The following is a 23,661-nucleotide window of genomic DNA, read 5'->3' on the forward strand; positions in this document are numbered from 1 at the left end:
CTTGTGGTCGCATGGATTGATTAATCAAATACTCGGGCAGGATGCCCGGAATAAGTGGGAGCAAAGATGGCCAAAACGATACTTGCAGTGGACGATTCCAGCTCATTGCGCCAGATGGTGGCGTTCAGCCTGAAAGCCGCCGGTTACCAGGTGGTGGAGGCCGTGGACGGCCAGGACGGACTGGAAAAAGCCAAGCTGCAAACCGTAGACCTGGTATTGACGGACCAGAACATGCCGCGTATGGATGGCCTGGAACTGATCAAGCTGCTGCGTGAATTGCCGACCTACCAGAAGGTGCCCATCCTGATGCTGACGACGGAGTCGTCGGACGAGATGAAATCGAAAGGCCGTGCCGCCGGCGCCAATGGCTGGCTGGTCAAGCCGTTCGATCCGCAACGCCTGATCGAAGTGGTCAAGAAGGTGATCGGCTGATGCCAGCCGCGCAGCGCAATGATGCAATTGACGGAGTCACCCTATGACCATCGATATTAGCCAGTTTTTTCAGGTCTTTTTCGATGAGGCCGAAGAACTGCTGGCTGAAAAAGAACGGCTGCTGCTGGCCGTTGATATTGCGGCGCCCGACGCCGAAGATCTGAATGCCATTTTCCGCACCGCCCACTCGATCAAGGGCGGCGCATCGACGTTCGGCCTCTCCGACATGAGCGAGGTGACGCACATCCTCGAGTCGCTGCTCGACCGCATCCGCCAGGGCCAGATGGCCCTGACGGCGGAACACGTCGACGCCTTTTTGGCGGCCAAGGACATCCTCAAGATGCAGCTCGACGGCCATCGCCTGGGCAGCGCCGTCGACCAGGATGCCGTGGCCAACGTGCGCATGATGCTGCAGTCGTTCTCGCAGGACGTGCCCGTGGCCGCGCTCACGCCCGTCGCGCCGGCCTTCCACACGGCGGAAAAGGCCGCCGTCAGCCATGCCGGCGGCCACCGCATCCGCCTGGAACTGCCGGCCATGGAGCCGCGCGAAGTCGATGCGCTGGCGGCCGAACTGGGCTTGCTGGGCGACGTCGCCGTAACGAGCCTGCCCGACGCGCGCAAGGTGCTGGAAGTGACGACGCATGAAAGCCTGGACGATATCCTGGCCATCTGCTCGTTCGTGCTCAATCCCGACGACATGGTGATCACGCAGGCGCCGCCACTGGCGCCAGGCGAGGCCGAAGCGGCCCGCGCGGCGCAGGAAAAGGCGCAAGGTTACGGTTTCTTCGACCCGCTGCCAGGCACTCCTGGCGCGCCGGGCGCGGCCGATCCCGGTTACGGCTTCTTCCAGCCGATCGAGGATATCCGCGCCGCCGCCGGCGTGCAGAGCGACGCCGAACAGGGTTACGGATTCTTCCAGCCCCTCGAACAGATTCGCGCAGACGCGGCCAAGGCGGGCAACGCCAGCGCTGCCGCCGCGCCGGCCGTGGCGAACGCCGTGGCCGAAGCGGAGCAGGAAAAGAAACCGGCCAAGAAGGAGGGCGACAAGGCCGGCGCCGAATCGTCGTCGATCCGCGTCTCGATCGAAAAAGTCGACCAGCTGATCAACCTGGTGGGCGAACTGGTGATCACGCAGGCGATGATCGAGCAGCGCGCCAGCGCGCTCGATCCGATGCTGCATGAAAAACTGCTCGACAGCGTCAGCCACCTGACGCGCAACACGCGCGACTTGCAGGAAGCGGTGATGTCGATCCGCATGATGCCGATGGATTTCGTCTTCTCGCGCTTCCCGCGCATGGTGCGCGACCTGGCGACGAAACTGGGCAAGAAGGTCGACTTCATCACCAATGGCGCCGCCACGGAACTGGACAAGGGCCTCATCGAGCGCATCGTCGATCCGCTCACGCACCTGGTGCGCAACAGTATCGACCATGGCGTGGAAATGCCGGCCGCCCGCGTGGCCGCCGGCAAGACCGAGGCGGGACGTCTGTTCCTCTCGGCCAGCCACCAGGGCGGCAACATCATCATCGAGGTATCCGATGACGGCGCGGGATTGAACCGCGAGCGCATCCTGGCCAAGGCTGCGCAGCAGGGCCTGGACGTGTCCGAGTCGATGAGCGACGCCGACGTGTGGCAGCTGATTTTTGCACCCGGCTTTTCCACCGCCGAAGCGGTCACCGACGTGTCGGGCCGCGGCGTGGGCATGGATGTCGTCAAGCGCAATATCAGCGCCATGGGCGGCGTCGTCGACATCCGTTCGGCCAAGGGTTTCGGCACGACGATTTCCATTTCGCTGCCGCTGACCCTGGCCATCCTGGACGGCATGTCGATCCGCGTTGGCGACGAGGTGTATATTTTACCGCTGGGCTTTGTCATCGAATCGCTGCAGCCAGCCGTTGAGGACATCAAGGACATCAGCGGCAAGGGGCAGGTGGTGAAAGTGCGCGGCGAATATCTGCCCTTGATTCCGCTGTACCAGATGTTCGACATCGCGCCGCGCTTTACCAGTCCCTCGGAAGGCATCTGCGTGATCCTCGAGACGGAAGGGCGCAAGGCGGCCCTGTTTGTCGACGACCTGGTGGGGCAGCAGCAGGTCGTGGTGAAAAACCTCGAATCGAATTACCGCAAGGTGGTGGGCATTTCCGGCGCCACCATCCTGGGTGATGGCGGCGTGTCGCTGATTCTCGATGTCGCCGCCCTCATCCGTTCCTCTCGCCAGCTGGCCGACGAGTCCATTTTTTCGTAATACCGATAGATAAAGATAGGAAAACGCACCATGTCAGATACTCAACAAACATCCGGAAGCAATGCGGGCGACGGCAAGGACATCGCCGGCCGTGAATTCCTGGCCTTCACCCTGGGCTCCGAAGAGTACGGCATCGATATCCTGAAGGTCCAGGAGATTCGTGGTTACGAAGCGGTCACCCGCATCGCCAACGCGCCTGAATTCATCAAGGGCGTGATCAACCTGCGCGGCATCATCATCCCGGTGGTCGACATGCGCATCAAGTTCAACCTGGGCACGCCCGTGTACGACCAGTTCACGGTGGTGATCATCCTGAACATCGGCGGCCGTATCGTCGGCATGGTGGTCGACAGCGTTTCCGACGTCACCACCCTGACGCCGGAGCAGGTCAAGCCGGCGCCGGAAATGGGCACAGCCTTCTCGACCGACTACATGATCGGCCTGGGCACCATCGACGAGCGCATGCTGATCCTGGTCGACATCGACAAGCTGATGTCGAGCAGCGAGATGGGCCTGATCGACAAGCTGGCGGCTTAAGCGGCAGTTTTACCACGCAAAGAATCACTACAGATATGCATGTACCGGCGCGGGAAAGTAATCCTCTGGAAATTATTGTGAATTTATGACGAACAGAACCGGATGCTGTGCAAGGCGCCCGCAGCGACGCAGTGCGAGCACTGCTAGCTGCGGGCAACACCGCACAGCGCCGGTTATGGAAGTCAGAAATCATAATAATTTATTGGGGGTTACTTGCCAGAGGCGCGCCGGCAGGCTGCAAGGTCCGACAGAGACCCGGCCACAACACGGCGCCGTCCGGTTGAACGGGCGCCGTTCACATAAATATTGGAGACTGTAATGAGTTTGCGCGATTTCAAGATAGGCACCCGGCTGGGGATAGGTTTTGGCAGCATCCTCGCCATCCTGGTGGTGGTGATCGTTTCGGCGAATGCACTGAATTACCGTAACAAGGCCCAGCTGCTCACGGGACTGGAGCTGGCAAGCGAAAAGAATACGCAGGCGTCGCAGATGAAAAGCGCGATGCTGGAAACCGGTATCGCCATGCGCAATATCGGCCTGCAGGGCGATGTGAGCCTGATGCAGGCGGAAGAGGGCAAGGTGCGCGAGCAGCGCAAGCTGTACGACGGCGCCCGCGGCAAGCTGGCCACCTTGGGCCTGTCCGATGGCGAGAAGGCGCTGCTGGCCAATATCGCCAAGATCGACGGCGAAGTCGATGCCGCCTTCAAGGAAGCGATGGGACAGGTGCTGGCGTTTAACAGCGAGGGCGCGGCGAAGGTGATCGCCACCCGCATCGATCCCTTGAACAAGACGACCCTGGCCGATATCAACAAGCTGCTCGATTTGCAGCACGTGGCGCAGCAAAGCTTCATGGACGACTCGCTGGCGGCCGATGCGCGCCTGATGATGGTACTGTTCATCCTGGGCGGCGCGGCCGTGGCGATCGGCGCCTGGTGTGCCATCTTCATCACGCGCTCGATCACGGTGCCATTGTCCGGCGCAGTGGCCGTGGCGCAGAAGGTGGCGGCCGGCGAGCTGACCTCGCGCGTGGTGGTCGAAGGCAAGGATGAAACGAGCGCGCTGCAGCAGGCGCTCAAGGACATGAACGAGAGCCTGGTGCAGACGGTCAGCGACGTGCGCACCGGGACGGACACCATCACCGTGGCGTCGCGCGAGATCGCCAGCGGCAATGCGGACCTGTCGGCGCGCACGGAAACGCAGGCCAGTTCGCTCGAAGAGACGGCGTCGTCGATGGAAGAGCTGACGTCGACCGTGAAGCAGAACGCGGACAACGCGCGCCAGGCCAACCAGCTGGCAGTGTCGGCGTCGTCGGTGGCGGAGCAGGGCGGCAAGGTGGTGTCGCAAGTGGTCGACACCATGGGTTCCATCAAGGACAGTTCGCGCAAGATCGTCGACATCATCGGCGTCATCGACGGCATTGCGTTCCAGACGAATATCCTGGCGCTGAATGCGGCCGTCGAAGCGGCGCGCGCAGGCGAGCAGGGACGCGGTTTTGCGGTGGTGGCGTCGGAAGTGCGCAATCTGGCGCAACGATCGGCCGGCGCGGCGAAGGAAATCAAGGGTTTGATCGGCGACTCGGTCGACAAGGTCGATGCCGGCAGCCGCCTGGTGGACGAGGCGGGGCAGACCATGGGTCTGATCGTCACGTCGATCCGGCAGGTGGCCGACATCATGGGCGAGATCACGGCGGCGACGCAGGAGCAGAGCCACGGCATCGAGGAAGTGAACCAGGCCATCGCGCAGATGGACCAGATGACGCAGCAAAATGCGGCGCTGGTCGAGGAAGCGGCGGCGGCCGCCGAAAGCATGCAGGACCAGGCGCAGAAACTGGCCGACGCCGTCAGCATCTTCAAGCTGGACGGCGAGAGCGCGGCGCAGGCAGCCATGCCCGCGTCCGCGCCCGTGGTCAAGGCGGCGGCACGGCCGGTACCGGGTGTGGCGGCAACTACACGGCGGGTGGCAACGGCGGCGCAGGCCGGCACGCCACCGCCCGCGAAAAAGCTGGCGGCGGCCGGCGGCGACGATTGGGAAGAGTTCTGACGCCAACCCGGTCCCGCTAGTTATACTTGCAAAGGCATTGGTCAGAGTAGTCATAGAGAGGTAAAAACAAAATGCCGCAAACTAAAACGGATTCGGTCAAGGAATTTGATTTCACTGGCAAGGACTTCGAACGGGTCCGCGCCATGATTTACAAGCGGGCCGGCATCGCGCTGGCCGACAGCAAGCAGGAGATGGTCTACAGCCGCCTGGCCAGGCGGCTGCGCGCGACCGGCATCTCCTCGTTCGTCCGCTACCTGGACGACCTGGAAGCGGGCCGCATGGGCGACGAGTGGGAAGCGTTCACGAATGCGCTGACGACCAACCTGACGTCGTTCTTCCGCGAGGCGCATCACTTCCCGCTGCTGGCCGAGCATGTGAAAAAACTGAGCGGGCCGATCACCATCTGGTGTTCGGCCAGTTCCACCGGCGAGGAGCCGTATTCGATCGCCATGACGGTGTGCGAGGCGTTCAATACGCTCACGCCGCCCGTCACCATCATCGCCACGGACATCGACACGAATGTGCTGGCCACGGCCGCCAATGGCGTCTACAACCTGGACCGGCTCGACAAGATGCCGGCCGACCGTGCGCGGCGCTTTTTCTTGCGCGGCAAGGGCGACCGTGAAGGGCAGGTGCGGGTGCGTCCTGAACTGCGCCAGATGATCACCTTCAAGCCGCTCAACCTGCTGGCCGACGGCTGGCCATTGACGGGCCAGTTCGACGTCATCTTTTGCCGTAACGTGATGATTTATTTTGACAAGGCGACGCAGCGCAAGATCCTCTCGCGCTTTGTGCCGTTGATGAAACCCGATGCCCTGCTGTTCGCGGGCCATTCGGAGAATTTTCTGTACGTGTCGGATTCACTGAAGCTGCGCGGTAAAACAGTCTATGAGCTCGACCAGCCTCGGGGCGCCGCGCCCAAGGCACCGTCGCATCGTACATGAGAGTGAAATATGAGCCTGGAATCCAAAGAGCAATTCGCCACTAACGTCTATTACGACAGGACGTTCAACTGTGACGCCGCCAAGATCTTGCCTGGTGAGTATTACTTTACCAACAAGGACATGCTGATCGTCACCGTGCTCGGCTCCTGCGTCTCGGCCTGCATCCGCGACCGTGTCACGGGCCTGGGCGGCATGAATCACTTCATGCTGCCCGATGGCGGCAGCGATCCGAACAGCCCGATTTCCGCGTCGATGCGCTATGGCACCTACGCCATGGAAATCCTGATCAACGATTTGCTGAAGGCGGGCGCGCGGCGCGAGAACATGGAAGCGAAAGTGTTCGGCGGCGGCGCCGTGCTGCGCGGCTTCACGGCGATCAACGTCGGTGAGCGCAACGCGGCTTTCGTCATCAATTATCTGAAGGCGGAAAAGATGCGCGTGGTGGCGGAAGACCTCAACGACATCCACCCGCGCAAGGTGTATTTTTTCCCCCGCAGCGGCAAGGTGCTGGTGAAAAAGCTGATGCAGACGCATAACGATACGCTGGTACGCCGCGAACTCGATTACGCCAGCCGCCTCAAGGTCGCGCCGGTGGGCGGCGAGGTCGAGCTGTTCTGATACATATCGGACCAAACCTGCTGCGCACCGCGTTGTGCGGCTTGCGGCAGTGTGGTCCGGGTACTAATTTAATAAGAAACAAGGGCCGCAAGGCCTGGAAGGATAACTATGAAGATCAAAGTATTGATCGTGGATGATTCGGCGCTGATTCGCAGCGTCATGACGGAAATCGTAAACAGCCAGCCCGACATGGAAGTGGTGGGCGCGGCGCCCGATCCGCTGGTGGCGCGCGAGATGATCAAGCAGACCAACCCCGACGTGCTGACCCTCGATGTCGAGATGCCGAAGATGGACGGCCTGGACTTCCTGGAAAAGCTGATGCGCTTGCGCCCGATGCCGGTGCTGATGGTGTCGTCGCTGACCGAGCGCGGTTCGGAAATCACCATGCGCGCGCTGGAACTGGGCGCCGTCGATTTCGTCACCAAGCCGAAGATTTCCATCCAGAGCGGCATGCGCGAGTACACGGACATGATCGCCGACAAGATCCGCGCCGCCTCGAAGGCGCGCATCCGCGCGCGCACCCTGCCGTCGGCCGGCGACAAGGTGGCCGCGCCGCTGCCTGCGCTGCGCAGCCCATTGACGTCGAGCGAAAAGCTGATCATCGTGGGCGCCTCGACGGGCGGCACGGAAGCGATCCGCGAATTTCTCATGCAGATGCCGTCCGATTGTCCCGGCATCCTGATCACGCAGCACATGCCGGAAGGCTTTACGCGTTCGTTCGCGCGCCGCCTCGATTCGCTGTGCAAAATCTCGGTGCAGGAAGCGGCGGGCGGCGAACGCGTGCTGCCTGGCCACGCCTACATCGCGCCCGGCCATTCGCACCTGACCCTGACGCGCAGCGGCGCCAACTACATGACCAAGATCGACCAGGGTGAACCGGTCAACCGCCACCGTCCGTCGGTCGATGTGCTGTTCCGTTCGGCCGCGCAATCGGCCGGTAAAAATGCCGTCGGCGTGATCCTCACCGGCATGGGTAAGGACGGCGCACAAGGCATGTTGGAGATGAAGGCCGCAGGAGCGTATAATTTTGCGCAGGACGAAGCCAGTTGCGTGGTGTTCGGCATGCCGCGCGAGGCAATCGCTGTCGGCGCTACGCATGAGGTCGGTGCTCTGACGGCGCTGCCTGGCATGGTACTGGGACACCTGGCGGCGCATGGTATGCGTGCTTTGCGCGTGTAAGCCACGTTTTATATGATCTGAGGCAAGTTTGTTCGCCTAAAAGCAACGAAAATGCTATCCTACAACTTGCTGCCGTAGTGTCGACCATAATGTCGGCATTCATGTCGATATTATTAACAAACCGCTACAGAAACAACGGAGTTATTCATGGCTGATCCAAAGATGAAATTTTTAGTCGTTGACGATTTTTCGACGATGCGCCGCATTGTCCGGAATCTGTTGAAGGAACTGGGTTATGCCAACGTCGATGAGGCGGAAGACGGCGTGATGGGCCTGGCCAAGCTGCGCGCGGAATCGTTCGATTTCGTCGTGTCGGACTGGAACATGCCAAACATGGATGGCCTGACGATGCTGCAGCATATCCGCGCCGATCCCGCACTGGCCAAGCTGCCCGTGCTGATGGTCACCGCCGAAGCGAAGAAGGAAAACATCATCGCCGCCGCGCAAGCTGGCGCCAGCGGTTATGTCGTCAAGCCGTTCACGGCAGCGACCCTCGATGAAAAGCTGAACAAGATTTTCGAGAAGCTGGAAAAAGCCGGCGCCTGATCACGGCTTGATACCGATCAAGAAAAACGCTGCCCGTGCAAACCGGCGGCGTTTTTTTCGTCGGCTTGCGCCGTGCTTACCTCCAGCTCATCCCGCGTGTCCTTCGCTCTGACCGGATGAAATTGCGCAAGGGAATGAAATATTTCCCATAGTTAACTTTACACGTCAAATGATTTGGCCCATGATCGCTGCAGTATTCCCCCTTTGTCCCCGACCCCGACAAGAAGGAGCGCACGATGCGCCGAGCACCCGTATTATTTTTCGCCTTGAGCACGGCCCTGTTGGCGGCCTGTGGCGTGAGCCTTGAACAAACCGCCGTTGCGCCTGTCGCGTCTGTCGAAATGCAGGAGCCGCCCGCGCAGTCGCCTGCCGAAGCGGATGGCCGGCATGCCTATCTGCACCGCGTGGGCGGCCAGGATTATGTCAGCCTGAGCCAGCACGGCTCTGAGGGCGGCTTGCCGATCCTCACGGGCACGCAGCGCCATGCGCGCGCCATCCGCCTGCTGGCGGCCGATCCGGCCCAGGTGCGGGCCATCCTGCGCAGCCTGAGGCTGCCTGCGAACCAGCGCAAGCTGTGGGCGGGCGAGGAAATCGTGCTCGACGCGGCAAGCTATGACATGTTGCAAGCGGCACGCGGCAGCAACAAGCCGCTGTTTGCCGAGCTCAAGCTGGTAGGGATGGAGAAGTAGGTAAAGCAACGGGGCCGAATGGCCCCGCTGTGACTGCGTTTAAAACATCTGACAAAACCGTAGCGAGCGGCAGTGAGTTGTGGCCGAGAAGCGGAGCTGTGCTTTAGCGCAGTGAGCATCGCAGGCCGCAAATCGCGACGCGCAGCAGGTTTTGTTGTATGTTAAATTTCCAGGTTGTCGATGAGTCTGGTCTGCCCCAGCTTGGCGGCGGCCAGCACCACCAGCGGTTCGCCCGCGGCCAGTTCGGCGGCGCTCGGCGCCTGCAGGTTGGCGCGCTTGCGCACGGCGATGTAGTCCGATTTCCAGCCGCGGCTGTTCAATAGCTGCATGCTGGCCTGTTCCAGTTCGCCGACGGCCAGGTTGCCCTTGCGCACTTCCTCGGCCACGAAATTAAGACCCTTGAACAGTTCCGGCGCTTCCGCGCGTTCGCTTTCCGACAGGTACATATTGCGCGAGGACAAGGCCAGGCCATCGTCGGCGCGATAGGTTTCGGCGGCGATGATTTCCGTCGGCAGCGCGAACTGGCGCGCCATATTGCGGATGATCATCAGTTGCTGGTAATCCTTCTTGCCGAACACGGCCACGCGCGGACCCACGCACGAAAACAGCTTGGTGACGACCGTGCACACGCCTTCGAAAAAGCCGGGGCGGAATTCGCCTTCCAGGGTGTTGCCCAGGTCATCGGGCGGGCGCACGCGGTATTCCTGCGGTTCCGGGTACAGTTCCTTTTCCGTCGGCGCGAACAGCACGTACACGCCTTCCTTTTCCAGCTTGGCGATGTCGGCCGCCATGGTGCGCGGATATTTTTCGAAGTCTTCATTCGGCCCGAATTGCAGGCGGTTCACGAAGATCGAGGCGACGACAGGATCGCCATGCTTGCGCGCCAGGCGCATCAGCGACAGATGGCCTTCATGCAGGTTGCCCATGGTGGGGACGAACGCCGTGCGCAGCTGTCCGCTGAGCTGGTCGCGCAATTCTTCAATGTCGGAAATAATTTTCATGGATTGCTTTCGCTAAAACCCCGTTGTACGGTGGTCAGTGACAAAGGGAAGGGGTCAGGCGGGCGAATACGCCAGCCGGACGTAGATGGGGGCAAACGGTTCTGCCTGCGTGATTTCGATCAGGGTTTCCTTGGCCAGTTCCAGCAGGGCCACGAAGTTGACCACCACCACGGGTACGCCGCCGGCAATGTCGAACAGATCGCTGAATTCGACGAAGCGCGACGATTGCAAATGGCGCAAAATGCTCGACATGTGCTCGCGCACGGACAGTTCCTGGCGGCTGATGCGGTGATGCTGGGTCAGCTTGGCGCGCTTCAGCACGTCGAGCCACGCCTGCTGCAGGTCCACCGGTTCCACGTCGGGCCAGGTGGGCGTCAGGCTTTGCTCGATGAAAATCTGCGTGCGCACGAAATCGCGCTCGAACTGGGGAATGGCGTTCAGGTCGTAGGCGGCCAGCTTGATCTGCTCGTACTCGAGCAGGCGGCGCACCAGTTCGGCGCGGGGGTCGCCGCCATCTTCCTCGACGTCGCTCTTGCGCGAAGGTAAGAGCATGCGCGACTTGATCTCGATCAGCATGGCCGCCATCAGCAGATACTCGGCGGCCAGTTCCAGGTTGCGCACGCGGATCTGGTCGACATATTTCAGATATTGCAGGGTCACCTGCGCCATCGGAATATCGAGAATGTTGAAGTTTTGCTTGCGGATCAGGTAGAGCAGCAAGTCGAGCGGGCCTTCGAAGGCTTCGAGGAAGATTTCCAGCGCGTCCGGCGGAATGTACAAATCCGTCGGCATGCGCATCATGGGCTCGCCATACAGGCGGGCGATGCCCAGCGGGTCAGCGGCGGGCGCCGCCTCCGTTACCGTCGTTGCAGATGCTGCAGGGTCACCGCTGCCGTCGCCATCGGCGACAGGTGCGGGCGACTCGATGACTGCGCCGGCACCGGAAGCGTCGGCTTCCGGCGTGACTGCAGACTCTTCAGGCAACATCGTGCCGGTTCCAGATCTTAGTTCTTGTTCTGGTAAACGTAAGCCTGTTGCTTGACGGCCGACGCCAGTTGGCGTTCCTGCTCATCGATGCTGACGGCCGGCTTGTCCCACAGCAGGGCGCGGCCCGCTTGCTGGCCCGCTTCCATGCCAGGGTTCTTGGCCTTCAGTTCGGCGATGAACAAGGTGTGGTCGGATACGTAGTTGTTGTGTTTTGCAGGCAGTTTCATATTCTCTTCTGAGTGTCTTATGGGTAAGGTCAGCCGGCCGTATTTTACCGCGCCGTGCCGCTTGGCGGGTTGTTGTATCGGCAAGTCCGGGGCGAAATTGCTAAAAATCAATAACGCAGCAGGCGCCGCATCACCATCGGCGCCGGTTCGGCGGGGTTGGCGTGCGAATATTCCAGTTCTTCGGCCAGCTCGAATTCGAAGGCCGCATAAAAATCGATCAGCTTGCGCTGGTCGCGCCGCACGGCCAGGCGCAATTCCTCGGCCTGGCACGACAGGCCGTGATGAATGATGGCTTCCAGCAAGTGCTGCGAGACGTGGCTGCCCCGGTAGGCGGGCAGCACGCCCATGCGTGAAATCTTCCAGATGGCGGGGTCGCTGTCGAGCGGCATCCAGCGCAGCGAGCCGGCTGGAATGTCGTCGATCAACAACAGAAAACCGCCGCCGTGGCGCAACTGCGCTTCCACCTGCTGTGCCGTCTCGTGGTGCCCGCTGGACGAGGCCGCCACCTTGCCGGCCCACGCGGCGCGGGTCAGCTCGGCCATTAGTTGTGCATCGGCATTTGTTGCTTCGCGCACCACGATATTCATCATCGGTCCTTGTGGTGGCTTAACGGATGCGCATGCCAGGTTCGGCGCCCGGCCACGGGTTCAGGATGTAGATGCCCGGATTGGCCTTCTCGTCGGCGGCAGAGGCAGCCATGACCATGCCTTCGGAAATGCCGAACTTCATCTTGCGCGGCGCCAGGTTGGCCACCAGCACCGTCAGCTTGCCGATCAGTTCTTCCGGCTGGTACGCCGAGCGGATGCCCGAGAAGACATTGCGCAAGCGGCCTTCGCCCGCATCCAGGGTCAGGCGCAGCAGCTTGTCCGAGCCGTCCACCAGTTCGCAATTGACGATTTTCGCGATGCGCAGGTCGACCTTGAGGAAGTCGTCGATCTTGATCTCGGGCGCCAGTTCCTCGATGGCGGCAGCGGCGGCAGCAGGGGCCGCGGCGTCGTTCGCGGCGTCGCCAGCCGGTGCGGCGATGGCGGCGGCTGTTTGCGGCGCGTCAAACAGCGCTTCGATCATCTTTGCATCCATGCGCGTCATCAAGTGGCTGTAGGCACCGATGGTGCGGCCCAGCATGCTGTTCGAGACGGCGTCGCCGAACACTTGCGTATCGGCCCAGGTGAACTCGGCGTCGTTGAGGAAGGAGGCCACGTTCTTGGCCACGCCTGGCAGCACCGGCGACAGCAAAATCGTCAGCTGGCGGAACAGGATCAGGGCCGTGGTGCACACGTCGTGCAGGTCAAACGTCTTGTCCGCATCCTTGGCGAGGATCCATGGCTTGTTTTCATCGACATACTGGTTCGTGATGTCGGCGATTTCCATGATTTCGCGCAAGGCCTTGCCGAATTCGCGGTTCTCGAAGTGCGCGGCGATGCTGGCCTGGCGCTCGACGATGACGCCGTTGACGTCCACCGTCAGCGCGCGGTTGATCCAGCTTTGCGCGCCTTCCGACAGTGTGGATGCCAGCTTGCCGTCGAAGCGCTTGGCAATGAAGCCGGCGCAGCGGCTGGCGATGTTCACGTACTTGCCGATCAGGTCGCTGTTCACGCGGGCGACGAAATCTTCGCCGTTGAAATCCAGGTCTTCCACTTTCGAGTTCAGCTTAAACGCGATGTAGTAGCGCAGCCATTCCGGGTTCATGCCCAGGTCCAGGTAGCGCAGCGGCGAAATACCGGTGCCGCGCGACTTCGACATCTTTTCGTTGTTGACCGTCAGGAAGCCGTGCACATTGACTTTCAGTTTGTCGATCACCGGGTGATCGGCGAACTTCAGCATGGCAGGCCAGAACAGCAAATGGAAAGACACGATGTCCTTGCCGATGAAATGGATCTGTTCCGTCGTCGGGTCGTTCAGGAAGGCGTCGAAATCGATGCCTTTCTTGTCGCAATAGTTTTTCAGGCTGGCCAGGTAGCCGACGGGCGCGTCCATCCATACATAGAAGAACTTGCCCGGTGCATCGGGAATCGGAATGCCGAAGTAGGGCGCGTCGCGCGAGATATCCCAGTCGGCCAGCTTTTCACCCGCTTCGCCCAGCCATTCGCTGACCTTGTTGACCATTTCAGGCTGCAGGCGGCCTGGCGTGTTGAGCCAATCCTTGAGGAATTCGAAGCAGCGCGGGTCGGACAGCTTGAAGAAATACTGCTCCGACGGCTTCATCACGGGCGTCGCGTTGGTAAACACGGAGAACGGGTTGACCAGGTCGGTCGGCTGGTAGGCCGCGCCGCACACTTCGCAATTGTCGCCGTACTGGTTCTTGGCGCCGCATTTCGGGCATTCGCCCTTGATGTTGCGGTCGGCCAGAAACATGCCCTTGACCGGGTCGAAGAAGCGGTCGACGGTTTTCGTGACGATCAGGCCCGTATCGCGCAGCTTGCGGTAGATCGATTGCGACAGGTCGACGTTTTCCGGCGAATCGGTCGAATACCAGTTGTCGAAGGCGATATGGAAGCCATCGAGGTACTGGGCGCGGCCGGCGGCGATGTTGGCGACGAATTGCTGCGGCGTGATGCCTTCCTTTTCGGCGGCGATCATGATGGGCGTACCATGCGTATCGTCGGCGCCCACAAAGTGCACTTCACGGCCGGCTGCGCCATCGCGTTGCATTCGCTGGAACCGGACCCAGATATCGGCCTGGATGTATTCCATGATGTGGCCAATGTGAAAAGCGGCGTTTGCGTAAGGCAGGGCAGTGGTGACGAACAGCTTGCGAGTCATGATTGATGCACTTTTGGGATGGATAATAGGACATTTTAACAGCGGAAAGGCAATATGAGCAGATGCAGCGCCGGCAAGTGATGCTTTTGCCGCCATCGCACCATGCAAATTTGCGCTAGACTGCGCGTATTGCACATATGTAGTACACACGGAGATTTACATGAGCATCACAGTAGAAGACGTCAAGGCCGCGCTGGCCCAGGTTATTGATCCAAATACACATAAAGATTTCGTTTCCAGCAAAACCGTCAAGAATCTGAAGGTCGATGGCAGCGACATTTCGCTCGACATCGAACTGGGCTACCCCGCCAAGAGCCAGATCGATCTGATCCGCAAATCCGTGCTGGCCGCCCTGCGCGTGCTGCCGGGCGTGGGCAACGTCAGCGTGGGCGTGTCGTCGAAAATCATTTCGCACACGGTGCAGCGCGGCTTGAAGCCGATGAGCAACGTGAAAAACATCATTGCCGTCGCTTCCGGCAAGGGTGGTGTTGGCAAATCGACCACGGCCGTCAACCTGGCCCTGGCCCTGGCGGCCGAAGGCGCCGCCGTCGGCATGCTGGACGCCGATATCTATGGCCCGTCGCAGCCGATGATGCTGGGCATCAGCGGCCAGCCGAAGACGCTGGACGGCAAGAGCATGGAGCCGATGGAAAACCACGGCCTGCAAGTGTCGTCGATCGGCTTCATGATCGATCCGGACGAGCCGATGGTGTGGCGCGGCCCCATGGTCACGCAAGCCTTGCAGCAATTGCTGGACCAGACCAACTGGCGCGACCTCGATTATCTGATCGTCGACATGCCGCCAGGCACGGGCGACATTCAATTGACCCTGTCGCAGAAAGTGCCCGTCACGGGCGCCGTCATCGTCACGACGCCGCAGGACATCGCGCTGCTGGACGCGCGCAAGGGTCTCAAAATGTTCGAGAAGGTCGGCATTCCGATCCTCGGCGTGGTGGAAAACATGAGCACGCACATCTGCTCGAACTGCGGCCATGCGGAAGAAATCTTCGGTGCCGGCGGCGGCGCGAAGATGTGCGCGGACTTCGGCGTGGAATTCCTCGGCGCCTTGCCGCTGACCATGGCGATTCGCCAGCAGACGGATTCGGGCACGCCCACCGTCGTGGCCGAGCCGGAAGGCCCCGTCGCCGTGATCTACAAGCAGATCGCCCGCACCATCGCCATCAAGGTGGCGGAAAAGGCGAAGGATATGACCAGCAAGTTCCCTAGCATCGTCATCAAGAACGATTAAACGTTGGACTTCGCGCTCCCATGCGCCAGTATCAGCAGGAATATGGTTTCATGCAGTCCGTGTTGTTATTAACAAGAGGAGACATCATGCAATTGACTACCGTATTTCTGCGCCAGGCCGCAGTCCTGCTTGCCGGCAGCCTGCTGGCCGCCAGCGCCTTCGCCCAATCCGTTTCCTTCGTCGAGCCAGCCGATGGTGCGACGGTGACGAGCCCGTTCAAAGTGAAATTTGCCGTCAGCGGCATGGACGTCAAGCCGGCCGGCGACATGACGGCCAAGACGGGGCACCATCATCTGCTCATCAATACGGGGCCGATGAAGGCGGGCGAGATGATACCCATGGATGACAAGCATTTGCATTTCGGTAAAGGTCAAACGGAAACGGACGTCACCTTGCCGCCGGGCCAGTACACGCTCACCATGCAGTTCGCCAATGGCGCGCACCAGTCGTATGGGCCGGAGTTAAGCAAAAGCATCAAAGTGACGGTCAAGTAAGTCAGATATATTGTCTGTGTCGGCAAAGGCCGGGTTCCAGCGATGGCGCCCGGCCTTTTCATATTGTTGCTTCTTGTCATTGTTGTGTCATATAGTCGGCGTATGCTGCCCGGTGGCCTAACTTTTGATGAGTGGATATGACGAAACATTTCTCCCTTTCCCGGCAACTGGCGCATGCGCTGCTGCTGGTGACGAGCGTGGCGGCTTGCCAGGCATATGCGGCCAAGGCCGTACCCTCGGCTGCGGCGCAGCCCAAGCTGGTCGTGGTGCTGGTGGTCGACGGTTTGCCGCAGGAACAGGTGACGCGCTACCGCGAGCAGTTCGGCCAGGGCGGTTTCCGCCGCCTGCTGGAGCAGGGCGCGTGGTTCAGCGATGCGCACCAGGCGCATGGCATCACGGTTACCGCCATCGGCCACTCGGCCGTGCTGTCGGGCGCTTATCCTTACCAGCATGGCGTGATCGGCAATAACTGGATCGATCCCCTCACGAAAAAGTCCGTGTACTGCACCGAGGATGGCAATTTCCATTACATCGGCGAAGAGACGAAGCCGGACGACGGTACCGCGCCGACCAAGCTGCGCGTGAGCACCCTCGGTGACGAGCTGCGCTATGCCACGGGCGACAAGTCCAAGGTCGTCACCGTGTCGGGCAAGGACCGCGGCGCCATCCTGCTGGCCGGGAAAACGGGCACGGCCTATATGTACATGGAAAAGACGGGCAATTTCGCCAGCAGCACCTATTACATGCAGCAGCATCCGCAATGGGTGCAGCGCTACCAGGCGGCCAGGCCGCAGGACCGTTATTACGGCAAGAGCTGGACGCCGCTGCTGGCCGACGGGGCATATGTCAACGATGCGCGCGATGATCTGGTGGCGGCCAAGCCGGGCACGCGCAACACCTTCCCGTTCGCCTATTACAGCGACAGCGGCAAGCTCGATGGCGAGTACTACAGCCGCTTGAAGTCCGGTCCCTTCCTCGATGAACTGACCCTGGAATTTGCCCGTGCCGCCATCGACGGCGAGAACCTGGGCCGCAACCCGGCCGGCGTGCCCGACATCCTGGGCGTGAGCCTGTCCGCGCACGACTACGTGAACCATGCCTACGGCCCGGAAAGCAAGATGTCGCACGACCACCTGCAGCGCCTGGACCGCATGCTGGCCGGCTTCTTTCTTGATCTCGATAAAAAAGTCGGCATGGACAACGTGCTGGTGGTGCTGACGGCCGACCATGGCTTTGCCAATGTGCCGGAATTTACGGAAGCGCGCGGCGGCTTTACGGCCAAGCGCATCGACGGCGACAAGCTGGTCGCAAGCCTGAACCAGCACCTGGCGACAAGCCTGGGCATCGATAAACTGGTGACGACGTCGTCGCTGCCGAATATCTATCTCGATTACGCGCTGGCGGAAAAGAGCGGCGTCCATCGCGCCGCCCTGGAAGACGCGGCGGCCCGCTTCCTGCTGCAGCAGGACGGCCTGGCGCAAGTCTATACGCGCACGCAGATGGAAACAGGCGCCGTGGCCACGCGCATGGATACCCTGATGCGCCGCGCCTGGAACCGCCAGCTGTCGGGCGACCTGATGGTCGTCACAAAACCGGCCTGGTACTTCGGCAAGGGCAGCGGCGGCACTTCGCACGGCACGCCGTACACGTATGACACCAACGTGCCGCTGATGGTGTTCGGCCCCCGCTGGATCAAGCCGGGCGCCTATGGCCAGTACGCGGAAGTGGTCGACATCGCCCCGACCCTGGCGCATCTGCTGCGCATACGCCAGCCATCGGCGTCGGAAGGGCGGGTGTTGACGGAGGCGGTGCGCTAAGGGCGGTGCTGCGCGCTTGTCGGCTTACGCGCTTTGCGCTAACCCGACCTACGATGACCTCGTAGGTCGGATGACGCGGGGCGCAGCCACGCGTCATCCGACAACATCGTCGGCAAAACCGCTTACAGCAGCCAATCAATCGGCAGCACCGACAGAATCGCCACCCCCATGCGCTTCCACACGCTGGTGCCCGGTTCCGTGTCGTAGCGCGTGGCGGCGCCGCTGGCGTCGCGGGCGATCCAGTACAGCGCGCCGTCGTCGTCAAGCAGCACCTGGTAGGCGCGCTGCGGGATGGTGGTGCGCATGGCTAGCCCCAGCTGGCTGGCCAGCGCGGGGCTGTCGATGACGAGGCCCATTTCCGTATTCAATTCGATCGAGCGCGGATCGAAATTGAACGAGCCGACAAAGATGCGCTTGTCGTCGACGGCAAAGGTCTTCGCATGCAGGCTCGATGCGGAGCTGCCGAAGCGGCCCGTCTGTTCGCGCGCGTCGCCGGCCTCCCACGAGCGGCGCGACTCGTACAGCAGCACGCCCGCTTCCAGCAGCGGTTTACGCCATTTTGCATAGCCCGCATGCACGGCCGCCACGTCGGTCGCTTCCAGCGCGTTCGTCAGGATGCGCACGCCCACGCCTTTTTTCGCCAGGTCGGCAAAGGCTTGCGTGCCGGTCTTGCCGGGCACGAAATACGGCGACACCAGGTCCACTTCCTTTTCTGGCACACCGAGCAGGTTTTGCAGGTTTTCCGCCACGCCCGTGCCGGGCCTGGCCTGGTCCAGCACCTTGGCCGGGTCGTCGCTGACCATGCGCGTCCTTGCCCATTCGAAGGGCAGGGTGCGTTCCATCATTTGCTTGACGAAGGGCGAGGTGCGCAGCGCCTGCACGTATTCTTCGGCCGCCCTGGTGTCGTCGATGCGGTCCGCCTCGGCGGCGATGGTGGCCGCGTCGCCATCGACAGGGCTGGTCAGCAGCAGTGCGGCCGGGTAGGCCGAGGCGCTGTTCCAGTAACGGTCGAAATCCTGCGAGACCTCGCCGACGACGGGGCCGATGGCCAGCACGTCCAGGTCGGCGAACAGCACGTCGCCGGCCGCGCCGAAGTATTCATCGCCCACGTTGCGCCCGCCCACGATGGTGGCGTGGTTGTCGGCCGTGAACGATTTGTTGTGCATGCGCCGGTTGAGGCGCGAAAAATCGGTGGCGAAGGCCAGCGCGCGCGGCGCGCGGGGCACGAAGGGATTGAACAGGCGGATTTCCAGGTTCCGCTGCTTGCCCAGCATGGACAGGGTCTGGTCCAGGCCCGCCGTGTTGTTATCGTCGAGCAGCAGGCGCACGCGCACGCCTCGTTCGGCCGCCTGGCGCAAGGCATCGAACAGCAGGGTGCCCGTGATGTCCTTGTGCCAGATGTAGTACTGCACGTCCAGGCTGCGCTGGGCGGCGGCGGCCAGCAGGGCGCGCGCAGCAAAGGCGTCGCGCCCGTCGACCAGCGGATAGATGCCGGACACGCCGGGATGCTGCGCCACCATGGGCGCAATGGCCGTGGCCAATTGGGTGTGCTGTGTGTCGGCGATGACGCTGGAGGGGATGCGGCCGTCCAGCGAGGGCAGGGAAGCGCAGCCGGCGAGGACGGCGGACAGCAGCAGCGGCAGAAGCAGCCGGGTGGCGCTGCGGAAGGGAAGTGCTTGGGCGGGCATGGCGGGCTTTCATCGAGTTGCCCCGATGTTAGCAGATGCGCATGCCCGCACGCGGGCGAGGATTTACAGTTGTTCCAGCGCGATCAGCTCGGCCACCGTCTGGCGGCGGCGGATCAGGCGCGACGGGTGTTGATCATCGGCGCCATCGACCAGGTATTCGGCTGCATGCGGGCGGCTGTTGTAGTTCGACGACATCGACGCGCCATACGCGCCCGCGCCTTCGAAGACCACATAGTCGCCCACCTGCGCTGCCGGCAGCTGCCGGGTTTCCACCACGCCGCCATCGCGCTGGGTGAAGACGTCGCCCGATTCGCACAGGGGGCCGCCGACGACGGTGGCGTGCTGCTCATCGAGAGCGCGGCCGTCGTGCGCGATCACCGACATTTCATGGTAGCTGCCGTACATGGCGGGGCGCATCAGTTCATTGAAGCCCGTATCGAGCAAGGTGAAGTGCTTGCCGCCCATTTGCTTGGTGGCGCGCACTTCGGCCACCAGCAGGCCCGCATCGGCCACGAGGAAGCGGCCAGGTTCGATTTCCAGATGCACGGGGTGACCCAGGTGCGCCTCGATCTGCTTGCGCGCCGCATCCCACAGCTGGAAGTAGTGGTCCGTGTCGACTGGCTGCTCGCCTTCGCGGTACGGCACGGACAGGCCGCCGCCCGTGGAAATGGCTTCGATGTCGTGGCCCATGTTCTTGACCAGGTCGACCATGGTGCCGCAGACGGTTTCCAGGTGGCTGTAATCGACGCCCGAGCCGATGTGCATGTGCAGGCCCACCAGGTGCAGTCCGTGGGCGCGAATGACGGCCAGCGCCTCCGGCAGCTCTTCGTACCAGATGCCGTGCTTGCTGTTTTCGCCGCCCGTATTGGTCTTGTTGCTGTGGCCATGCCCATAGCCGGGATTGATGCGCAGCCAGACGCGGTGACCGGGCGACACGGGGCCCAGCTGGCGCAGCATGTCGACGGAGCCGCAATTGACTTCAATTTTTGCCGCCGCCACGCGCGCCAGGGTGGCGCGGTCGAACAGGTCGCAGGTGAACACCACGCCGGCGGCGCCGTTCGTTTGCGCCGGCGTAAAGCCTGCCTGCAGCGCGCGCTCGATCTCGCCCAGCGAGACGGCGTCCACGTGCACGCCCGCTTCGCGCATCAGGGTGAGCAAATGGATGTTCGAGTTGGCCTTTTGCGCGAAGCGCACGGTGTCAAATTGCGCCAGCTGCGCGATCCGCGCGCGGATGGTGGCCGCGTCATACACCCATAGGGGCGTGCCGTGTTCCTGGGCGAGTTGGGCGAGGGTGGCGTCTGGCACTGGTTTCATGGTGGTGGTCTTTGTCGTGTGATGGGTGGTGTCGGAGGTGGCGTCGGATTACGCGGGCTTTGCCCGCTAATCCGACCTACGATGCTGGCCATGATGCGGCTTTTCTGTGTAAACATAAAATATCCATTTAAGGCGACCTTATTCATTTATGATATGCGCATGACCATCTCATTGCGCCATATCGAGGTTTTCCGCGCCATCATGACGACGGGCAGCGTGACGGCCGCCGCCACGATGCTGCACACCTCGCAACCCACCGTCAGCCGCGAGCTGGCGCGCCTCGAGCATTTGACGGGCCTGACCCTGTTCGAGCGCGAACGGGGGCGGCTGCGCCCCACGGCCCAGGCGCTGCAGCTGTTCGAAGAAGTACAGCGCGCGTATTTCGGCCTGGAGCGCATCGTCAGTACGGCGGCGGCCCTGCGCCAGTTCGACCAGGGGCAGCTGTCGATCGCCTGCCTGCCCGTGTTTTCCCAATCCTTGCTGCCGCAGGCCTGCAAGCGTTTCGTCGCCGATTTTCCCAAGGTGAGCATCAGTATCACGCCGCAGGAATCGCCGCTGCTGGAAGAGTGGCTGTCGGCGCAGCGCCACGATATCGGCCTGACGGAAGTGGGCAATGCGCCGCCGGGCACCGCGCTCGATCCCCTGATGTCCGTCGATGAAGTGTGCGTGCTGCCCGACGGCCATCCATTGGCAGGCAAGATGACCTTGGCGCCGGCGGACTTCGCGGGCCAGCCTTTCATCAGCCTGGCCGCCGTCGACCCCTACCGCCAGCAGATCGACGCCATCTTCGCGCAGGCCGGCGTGGAGCGGCGCATGGCGCTCGACACGCACAGCGCCGCTTCCGTGTGCGCCATGGTGTGCGAAGGCGTGGGCCTGGCCATCGTCAATCCGCTCACGGCGCTGGACTACGCGGGGCAGGGCTTGCAGATCCGCCGCTTTGCCGTGTCCCTGCCGTTCACGGTGAATCTCGTGAAACCTTTGCACCGGCCCCTGTCGCAGCTGGTGGCGCTGTTCGAGCAGGCGCTGCATGCGCAGGCGGACGAGGTGAAAAGGCGCTTGCTGCAGCTGTGACGGCGCTTGTGGAGCGGCGGCGGTCAACAGAGTAAAATGGCGTTTTACTTATTCAAGCCTGATTACTTCGATGACCACAAACGCTACTCCCGTCCGTACCCGTTTCGCTCCCAGCCCGACCGGCTATCTGCACCTGGGCGGCGCCCGCACCGCTTTATACAGCTGGGCGTATGCCCGCCACTTCGGCGGCACTTTCGTGCTGCGCATCGAGGACACGGACGTGGAGCGTTCCACGCCGGAAGCCGTGCAAGCCATCATCGAAGGCATGAAGTGGCTGGGCCTGGATCACGACGAAGGCCCGTTCTATCAGATGCAGCGCATGGACCGCTACCGCGAAGTGGTGGCGCAGATGCTGGCCGAAGGCACGGCCTACCATTGCTACTCGTCGCCGGAAGAAGTCGAAGCGATGCGCGAGCGCATGCGCGCCGCCGGCGAAAAGCCGCGCTACGACGGCACCTGGCGTCCGGAACCGGGCAAGACACTGCCTGCCGTGCCGGCGGACCGCAAGCCCGTCGTGCGCTTCAAGAATCCGCTCGATGGCGACGTGACGTGGGACGACGTGGTCAAGGGCACGATCACGATCTCGAATCGCGAGCTGGACGACCTGGTGATCGCGCGCCCGGACGGCACGCCAACGTATAACTTCTGCGTGGCCGTTGACGACTGGGACATGCAGATCAGCCACGTGCTGCGCGGCGACGACCACGTCAACAACACCCCGCGCCAGATCAACATCCTGCGCGCCATCGGTGCACCGCTGCCGCTGTATGGCCACCTGCCGATGATTTTGGGTTCGGACGGTCAGAAGATGTCGAAGCGCCGCGATGCCGTCAGCGTGATGGATTACCCGGCGCAGGGCTTCCTGCCTGAATCGATGCTGAATTACCTGGCGCGCCTGGGCTGGAGCCATGGCGACGATGAGGTCTTCTCGGTGGCGCAGTTCTGCGAGTGGTTCAACCTCGAGCACCTGACCAAGTCGGCCGCGCAGTTCGACCTGGAAAAGCTCAAGTGGCTCAATAACCAATACATCAAGCAGGCCGACAATACCCGCCTGGCCGACCTGGCGCGTCCGCACATGGTCGCCGCCGGCGCCGTCTTCGAAGGCGCGCCGGATCTGGCGCAAGTGCTGGGCATGATGAAAGAGCGCGCCAACACGGTCAATGAACTGGCTGACGCTTCGATGCTGTTCTTCCGCGAGCCGCAGCCGGAAGCGGAACTGGCAGCGCAGCACATCACGGATGCCATCAAGCCCGTGCTGGCGCAGTTTGCCGAGCGCATCGCCACGGTGGAGTGGAGCAAGGAAGCCGTGGCCGCCATGATCAAGGAAGTGCTGGCCGCCAACACCATCAAGATGCCGCTGCTGGCCATGCCTTTGCGCCTGATTCTGACGGGCCAGCTGCAGACGCCGGCCATCGATCAGGTGGTGGTCATTTTCGGCCGCGACACCGTGCTGGCGCGCCTGGCAAAGTGGCTGTAATCGCTGTTCTGAAATAAGCGCTGGAATAGCCGTAAAAATAGCGTGCGGAAACCGCCCCTATGAAAAGTTGCTCATAGACGAAAAAGGGTATTTGCAGAGTGAAACTTCTTTGCTATACTCTTGTTTCTGCACCAACGGGGGTATAGCTCAGCTGGGAGAGCGCTTGCATGGCATGCAAGAGGTCAGCGGTTCGATCCCGCTTACCTCCACCAGCAGCAATGATGTTGCTTGTTGAAGTGGTGCAGATGTTGTTTGGAAGTTCCGCGGTCCCCATCGTCTAGAGGCCTAGGACATCACCCTTTCACGGTGAGTACAGGGGTTCGAATCCCCTTGGGGACGCCAG

The 23,661-nt window shown here is 62.0% G+C and carries 21 protein-coding genes and 2 tRNA genes; 16 read left to right on the forward strand and 7 right to left on the reverse strand.

Features of this window, described 5'->3' with window-relative positions:
* The first annotated feature begins 66 nt into the window (after positions 1-66).
* The 9 genes from AC1RBA_RS19235 to AC1RBA_RS19275 all read left to right on the forward strand — a co-directional run bounded on the left by AC1RBA_RS19235 (position 67) and on the right by AC1RBA_RS19275 (position 9,230).
* A complete protein-coding gene (locus AC1RBA_RS19235; protein WP_034758362.1) occupies positions 67-432 on the forward strand; it encodes a response regulator in 366 nt (121 codons plus the stop codon).
* Between the two features lie 43 nt (positions 433-475).
* Positions 476-2,677, forward strand: coding sequence for a chemotaxis protein CheA (gene cheA, locus AC1RBA_RS19240; protein ID WP_230506183.1), 2,202 nt, complete (start codon positions 476-478; stop codon positions 2,675-2,677).
* A gap of 30 nt (positions 2,678-2,707) precedes the next feature.
* Positions 2,708-3,214, forward strand: a complete 507-nt coding sequence (locus tag AC1RBA_RS19245; protein WP_034758356.1) for a chemotaxis protein CheW — start codon at positions 2,708-2,710, stop codon at positions 3,212-3,214.
* A 318-nt stretch (positions 3,215-3,532) separates the two neighbouring features.
* Positions 3,533-5,254 (forward strand): methyl-accepting chemotaxis protein, encoded by a 1,722-nt coding sequence (locus tag AC1RBA_RS19250; protein ID WP_492419603.1) that lies wholly within the window; start codon positions 3,533-3,535, stop codon positions 5,252-5,254.
* 71 nt (positions 5,255-5,325) lie between these two features.
* Positions 5,326-6,198, forward strand: a complete 873-nt coding sequence (locus tag AC1RBA_RS19255) for a CheR family methyltransferase (protein ID WP_070219720.1) — start codon at positions 5,326-5,328, stop codon at positions 6,196-6,198.
* Between the two features lie 9 nt (positions 6,199-6,207).
* Positions 6,208-6,816, forward strand: coding sequence for a chemoreceptor glutamine deamidase CheD (gene cheD / locus AC1RBA_RS19260; protein WP_034758343.1), 609 nt, complete (start codon positions 6,208-6,210; stop codon positions 6,814-6,816).
* 108 nt (positions 6,817-6,924) lie between these two features.
* The gene (locus AC1RBA_RS19265) at positions 6,925-7,995 is read left to right on the forward strand and encodes a protein-glutamate methylesterase/protein-glutamine glutaminase (RefSeq protein ID WP_035826603.1); all 1,071 of its coding nucleotides are present in this window, start codon (positions 6,925-6,927) and stop codon (positions 7,993-7,995) included.
* Positions 7,996-8,142: 147 nt separating this feature from the next.
* Complete coding sequence (gene cheY / locus AC1RBA_RS19270) at positions 8,143-8,541, forward strand: chemotaxis response regulator CheY (RefSeq protein WP_026132837.1); 399 nt, start codon at positions 8,143-8,145, stop codon at positions 8,539-8,541.
* A 236-nt stretch (positions 8,542-8,777) separates the two neighbouring features.
* Positions 8,778-9,230 carry a hypothetical protein gene (locus AC1RBA_RS19275; protein ID WP_141750004.1) on the forward strand — a complete coding sequence of 151 codons (453 nt, stop codon included), beginning with the start codon at positions 8,778-8,780 and terminating at the stop codon, positions 9,228-9,230.
* 161 nt (positions 9,231-9,391) lie between these two features.
* On the opposite strand, the gene panC is transcribed toward AC1RBA_RS19275, so the two are convergent.
* From panC to metG, 5 genes are all read right to left on the reverse strand, one after another.
* Complete coding sequence (gene panC, locus AC1RBA_RS19280) at positions 9,392-10,231, reverse strand: pantoate--beta-alanine ligase (RefSeq protein ID WP_070219724.1); 840 nt, start codon at positions 10,229-10,231, stop codon at positions 9,392-9,394.
* Between the two features lie 54 nt (positions 10,232-10,285).
* The gene (locus AC1RBA_RS19285) at positions 10,286-11,218 is read right to left on the reverse strand and encodes a segregation and condensation protein A (protein ID WP_492419604.1); all 933 of its coding nucleotides are present in this window, start codon (positions 11,216-11,218) and stop codon (positions 10,286-10,288) included.
* Between the two features lie 17 nt (positions 11,219-11,235).
* A complete protein-coding gene (locus tag AC1RBA_RS19290; protein WP_034778041.1) occupies positions 11,236-11,445 on the reverse strand; it encodes a DUF3460 family protein in 210 nt (69 codons plus the stop codon).
* Positions 11,446-11,552: 107 nt separating this feature from the next.
* Positions 11,553-12,032 carry a GNAT family N-acetyltransferase gene (locus AC1RBA_RS19295; protein WP_070219744.1) on the reverse strand — a complete coding sequence of 160 codons (480 nt, stop codon included), beginning with the start codon at positions 12,030-12,032 and terminating at the stop codon, positions 11,553-11,555.
* A gap of 19 nt (positions 12,033-12,051) precedes the next feature.
* Positions 12,052-14,208, reverse strand: coding sequence for a methionine--tRNA ligase (gene metG / locus AC1RBA_RS19300; RefSeq protein ID WP_492405068.1), 2,157 nt, complete (start codon positions 14,206-14,208; stop codon positions 12,052-12,054).
* A gap of 160 nt (positions 14,209-14,368) precedes the next feature.
* Here metG and apbC point away from each other — a divergent pair, with 160 nt between their 5' ends.
* From apbC to AC1RBA_RS19315, 3 genes are all read left to right on the forward strand, one after another.
* Positions 14,369-15,457, forward strand: a complete 1,089-nt coding sequence (apbC, locus tag AC1RBA_RS19305; RefSeq protein WP_492419605.1) for an iron-sulfur cluster carrier protein ApbC — start codon at positions 14,369-14,371, stop codon at positions 15,455-15,457.
* Positions 15,458-15,543: 86 nt separating this feature from the next.
* Positions 15,544-15,951 carry a DUF4399 domain-containing protein gene (locus tag AC1RBA_RS19310; RefSeq protein WP_070312351.1) on the forward strand — a complete coding sequence of 136 codons (408 nt, stop codon included), beginning with the start codon at positions 15,544-15,546 and terminating at the stop codon, positions 15,949-15,951.
* 137 nt (positions 15,952-16,088) lie between these two features.
* Positions 16,089-17,768, forward strand: coding sequence for an alkaline phosphatase family protein (locus AC1RBA_RS19315; protein ID WP_492419606.1), 1,680 nt, complete (start codon positions 16,089-16,091; stop codon positions 17,766-17,768).
* A gap of 122 nt (positions 17,769-17,890) precedes the next feature.
* Here the strand turns inward: AC1RBA_RS19315 and AC1RBA_RS19320 are convergent, their stop codons facing one another.
* Entirely contained in the window at positions 17,891-19,456 is a 1,566-nt protein-coding gene (locus AC1RBA_RS19320) for a phospholipase D family protein (protein WP_492419607.1), read from the reverse strand.
* Positions 19,457-19,519: 63 nt separating this feature from the next.
* Positions 19,520-20,770, reverse strand: a complete 1,251-nt coding sequence (gene lysA, locus AC1RBA_RS19325; RefSeq protein ID WP_492419608.1) for a diaminopimelate decarboxylase — start codon at positions 20,768-20,770, stop codon at positions 19,520-19,522.
* A 159-nt stretch (positions 20,771-20,929) separates the two neighbouring features.
* On the opposite strand from lysA, the gene AC1RBA_RS19330 reads away from it, so the two are divergent.
* The 4 genes from AC1RBA_RS19330 to AC1RBA_RS19345 all read left to right on the forward strand — a co-directional run bounded on the left by AC1RBA_RS19330 (position 20,930) and on the right by AC1RBA_RS19345 (position 23,660).
* Positions 20,930-21,841, forward strand: coding sequence for a LysR family transcriptional regulator (locus AC1RBA_RS19330; protein WP_492419609.1), 912 nt, complete (start codon positions 20,930-20,932; stop codon positions 21,839-21,841).
* 70 nt (positions 21,842-21,911) lie between these two features.
* Positions 21,912-23,318, forward strand: coding sequence for a glutamate--tRNA ligase (gltX, locus tag AC1RBA_RS19335; protein WP_070312355.1), 1,407 nt, complete (start codon positions 21,912-21,914; stop codon positions 23,316-23,318).
* Between the two features lie 136 nt (positions 23,319-23,454).
* Positions 23,455-23,530 (forward strand) — tRNA-Ala (locus AC1RBA_RS19340).
* Between the two features lie 54 nt (positions 23,531-23,584).
* Positions 23,585-23,660 (forward strand) — tRNA-Glu (locus tag AC1RBA_RS19345).
* Position 23,661: the final 1 nt, after the last annotated feature.

The organism is Janthinobacterium sp. GW823-FHT03B06, from assembly GCF_058796955.1.

Bases quoted from the DNA above. Each gene is read 5' to 3' on its own strand.
- metG (WP_492405068.1), bottom strand. From the start codon at position 14,208: ATGACTCGCAAGCTGTTCGTCACCACTGCCCTGCCTTACGCAAACGCC.
- cheD (WP_034758343.1), top strand. From the start codon at position 6,208: ATGAGCCTGGAATCCAAAGAGCAATTCGCCACTAACGTCTATTACGAC.
- AC1RBA_RS19235 (WP_034758362.1), top strand. From the start codon at position 67: ATGGCCAAAACGATACTTGCAGTGGACGATTCCAGCTCATTGCGCCAG.
- apbC (WP_492419605.1), top strand. From the start codon at position 14,369: ATGAGCATCACAGTAGAAGACGTCAAGGCCGCGCTGGCCCAGGTTATT.
- lysA (WP_492419608.1), bottom strand. From the start codon at position 20,770: ATGAAACCAGTGCCAGACGCCACCCTCGCCCAACTCGCCCAGGAACAC.
- panC (WP_070219724.1), bottom strand. From the start codon at position 10,231: ATGAAAATTATTTCCGACATTGAAGAATTGCGCGACCAGCTCAGCGGA.
- AC1RBA_RS19320 (WP_492419607.1), bottom strand. From the start codon at position 19,456: ATGCCCGCCCAAGCACTTCCCTTCCGCAGCGCCACCCGGCTGCTTCTG.
- AC1RBA_RS19245 (WP_034758356.1), top strand. From the start codon at position 2,708: ATGTCAGATACTCAACAAACATCCGGAAGCAATGCGGGCGACGGCAAG.
- AC1RBA_RS19330 (WP_492419609.1), top strand. From the start codon at position 20,930: ATGACCATCTCATTGCGCCATATCGAGGTTTTCCGCGCCATCATGACG.
- gltX (WP_070312355.1), top strand. From the start codon at position 21,912: ATGACCACAAACGCTACTCCCGTCCGTACCCGTTTCGCTCCCAGCCCG.
- AC1RBA_RS19285 (WP_492419604.1), bottom strand. From the start codon at position 11,218: ATGTTGCCTGAAGAGTCTGCAGTCACGCCGGAAGCCGACGCTTCCGGT.
- AC1RBA_RS19310 (WP_070312351.1), top strand. From the start codon at position 15,544: ATGCAATTGACTACCGTATTTCTGCGCCAGGCCGCAGTCCTGCTTGCC.
- AC1RBA_RS19295 (WP_070219744.1), bottom strand. From the start codon at position 12,032: ATGAATATCGTGGTGCGCGAAGCAACAAATGCCGATGCACAACTAATG.
- AC1RBA_RS19250 (WP_492419603.1), top strand. From the start codon at position 3,533: ATGAGTTTGCGCGATTTCAAGATAGGCACCCGGCTGGGGATAGGTTTT.
- AC1RBA_RS19275 (WP_141750004.1), top strand. From the start codon at position 8,778: ATGCGCCGAGCACCCGTATTATTTTTCGCCTTGAGCACGGCCCTGTTG.
- AC1RBA_RS19315 (WP_492419606.1), top strand. From the start codon at position 16,089: ATGACGAAACATTTCTCCCTTTCCCGGCAACTGGCGCATGCGCTGCTG.
- AC1RBA_RS19255 (WP_070219720.1), top strand. From the start codon at position 5,326: ATGCCGCAAACTAAAACGGATTCGGTCAAGGAATTTGATTTCACTGGC.
- AC1RBA_RS19290 (WP_034778041.1), bottom strand. From the start codon at position 11,445: ATGAAACTGCCTGCAAAACACAACAACTACGTATCCGACCACACCTTG.
- cheY (WP_026132837.1), top strand. From the start codon at position 8,143: ATGGCTGATCCAAAGATGAAATTTTTAGTCGTTGACGATTTTTCGACG.
- cheA (WP_230506183.1), top strand. From the start codon at position 476: ATGACCATCGATATTAGCCAGTTTTTTCAGGTCTTTTTCGATGAGGCC.
- AC1RBA_RS19265 (WP_035826603.1), top strand. From the start codon at position 6,925: ATGAAGATCAAAGTATTGATCGTGGATGATTCGGCGCTGATTCGCAGC.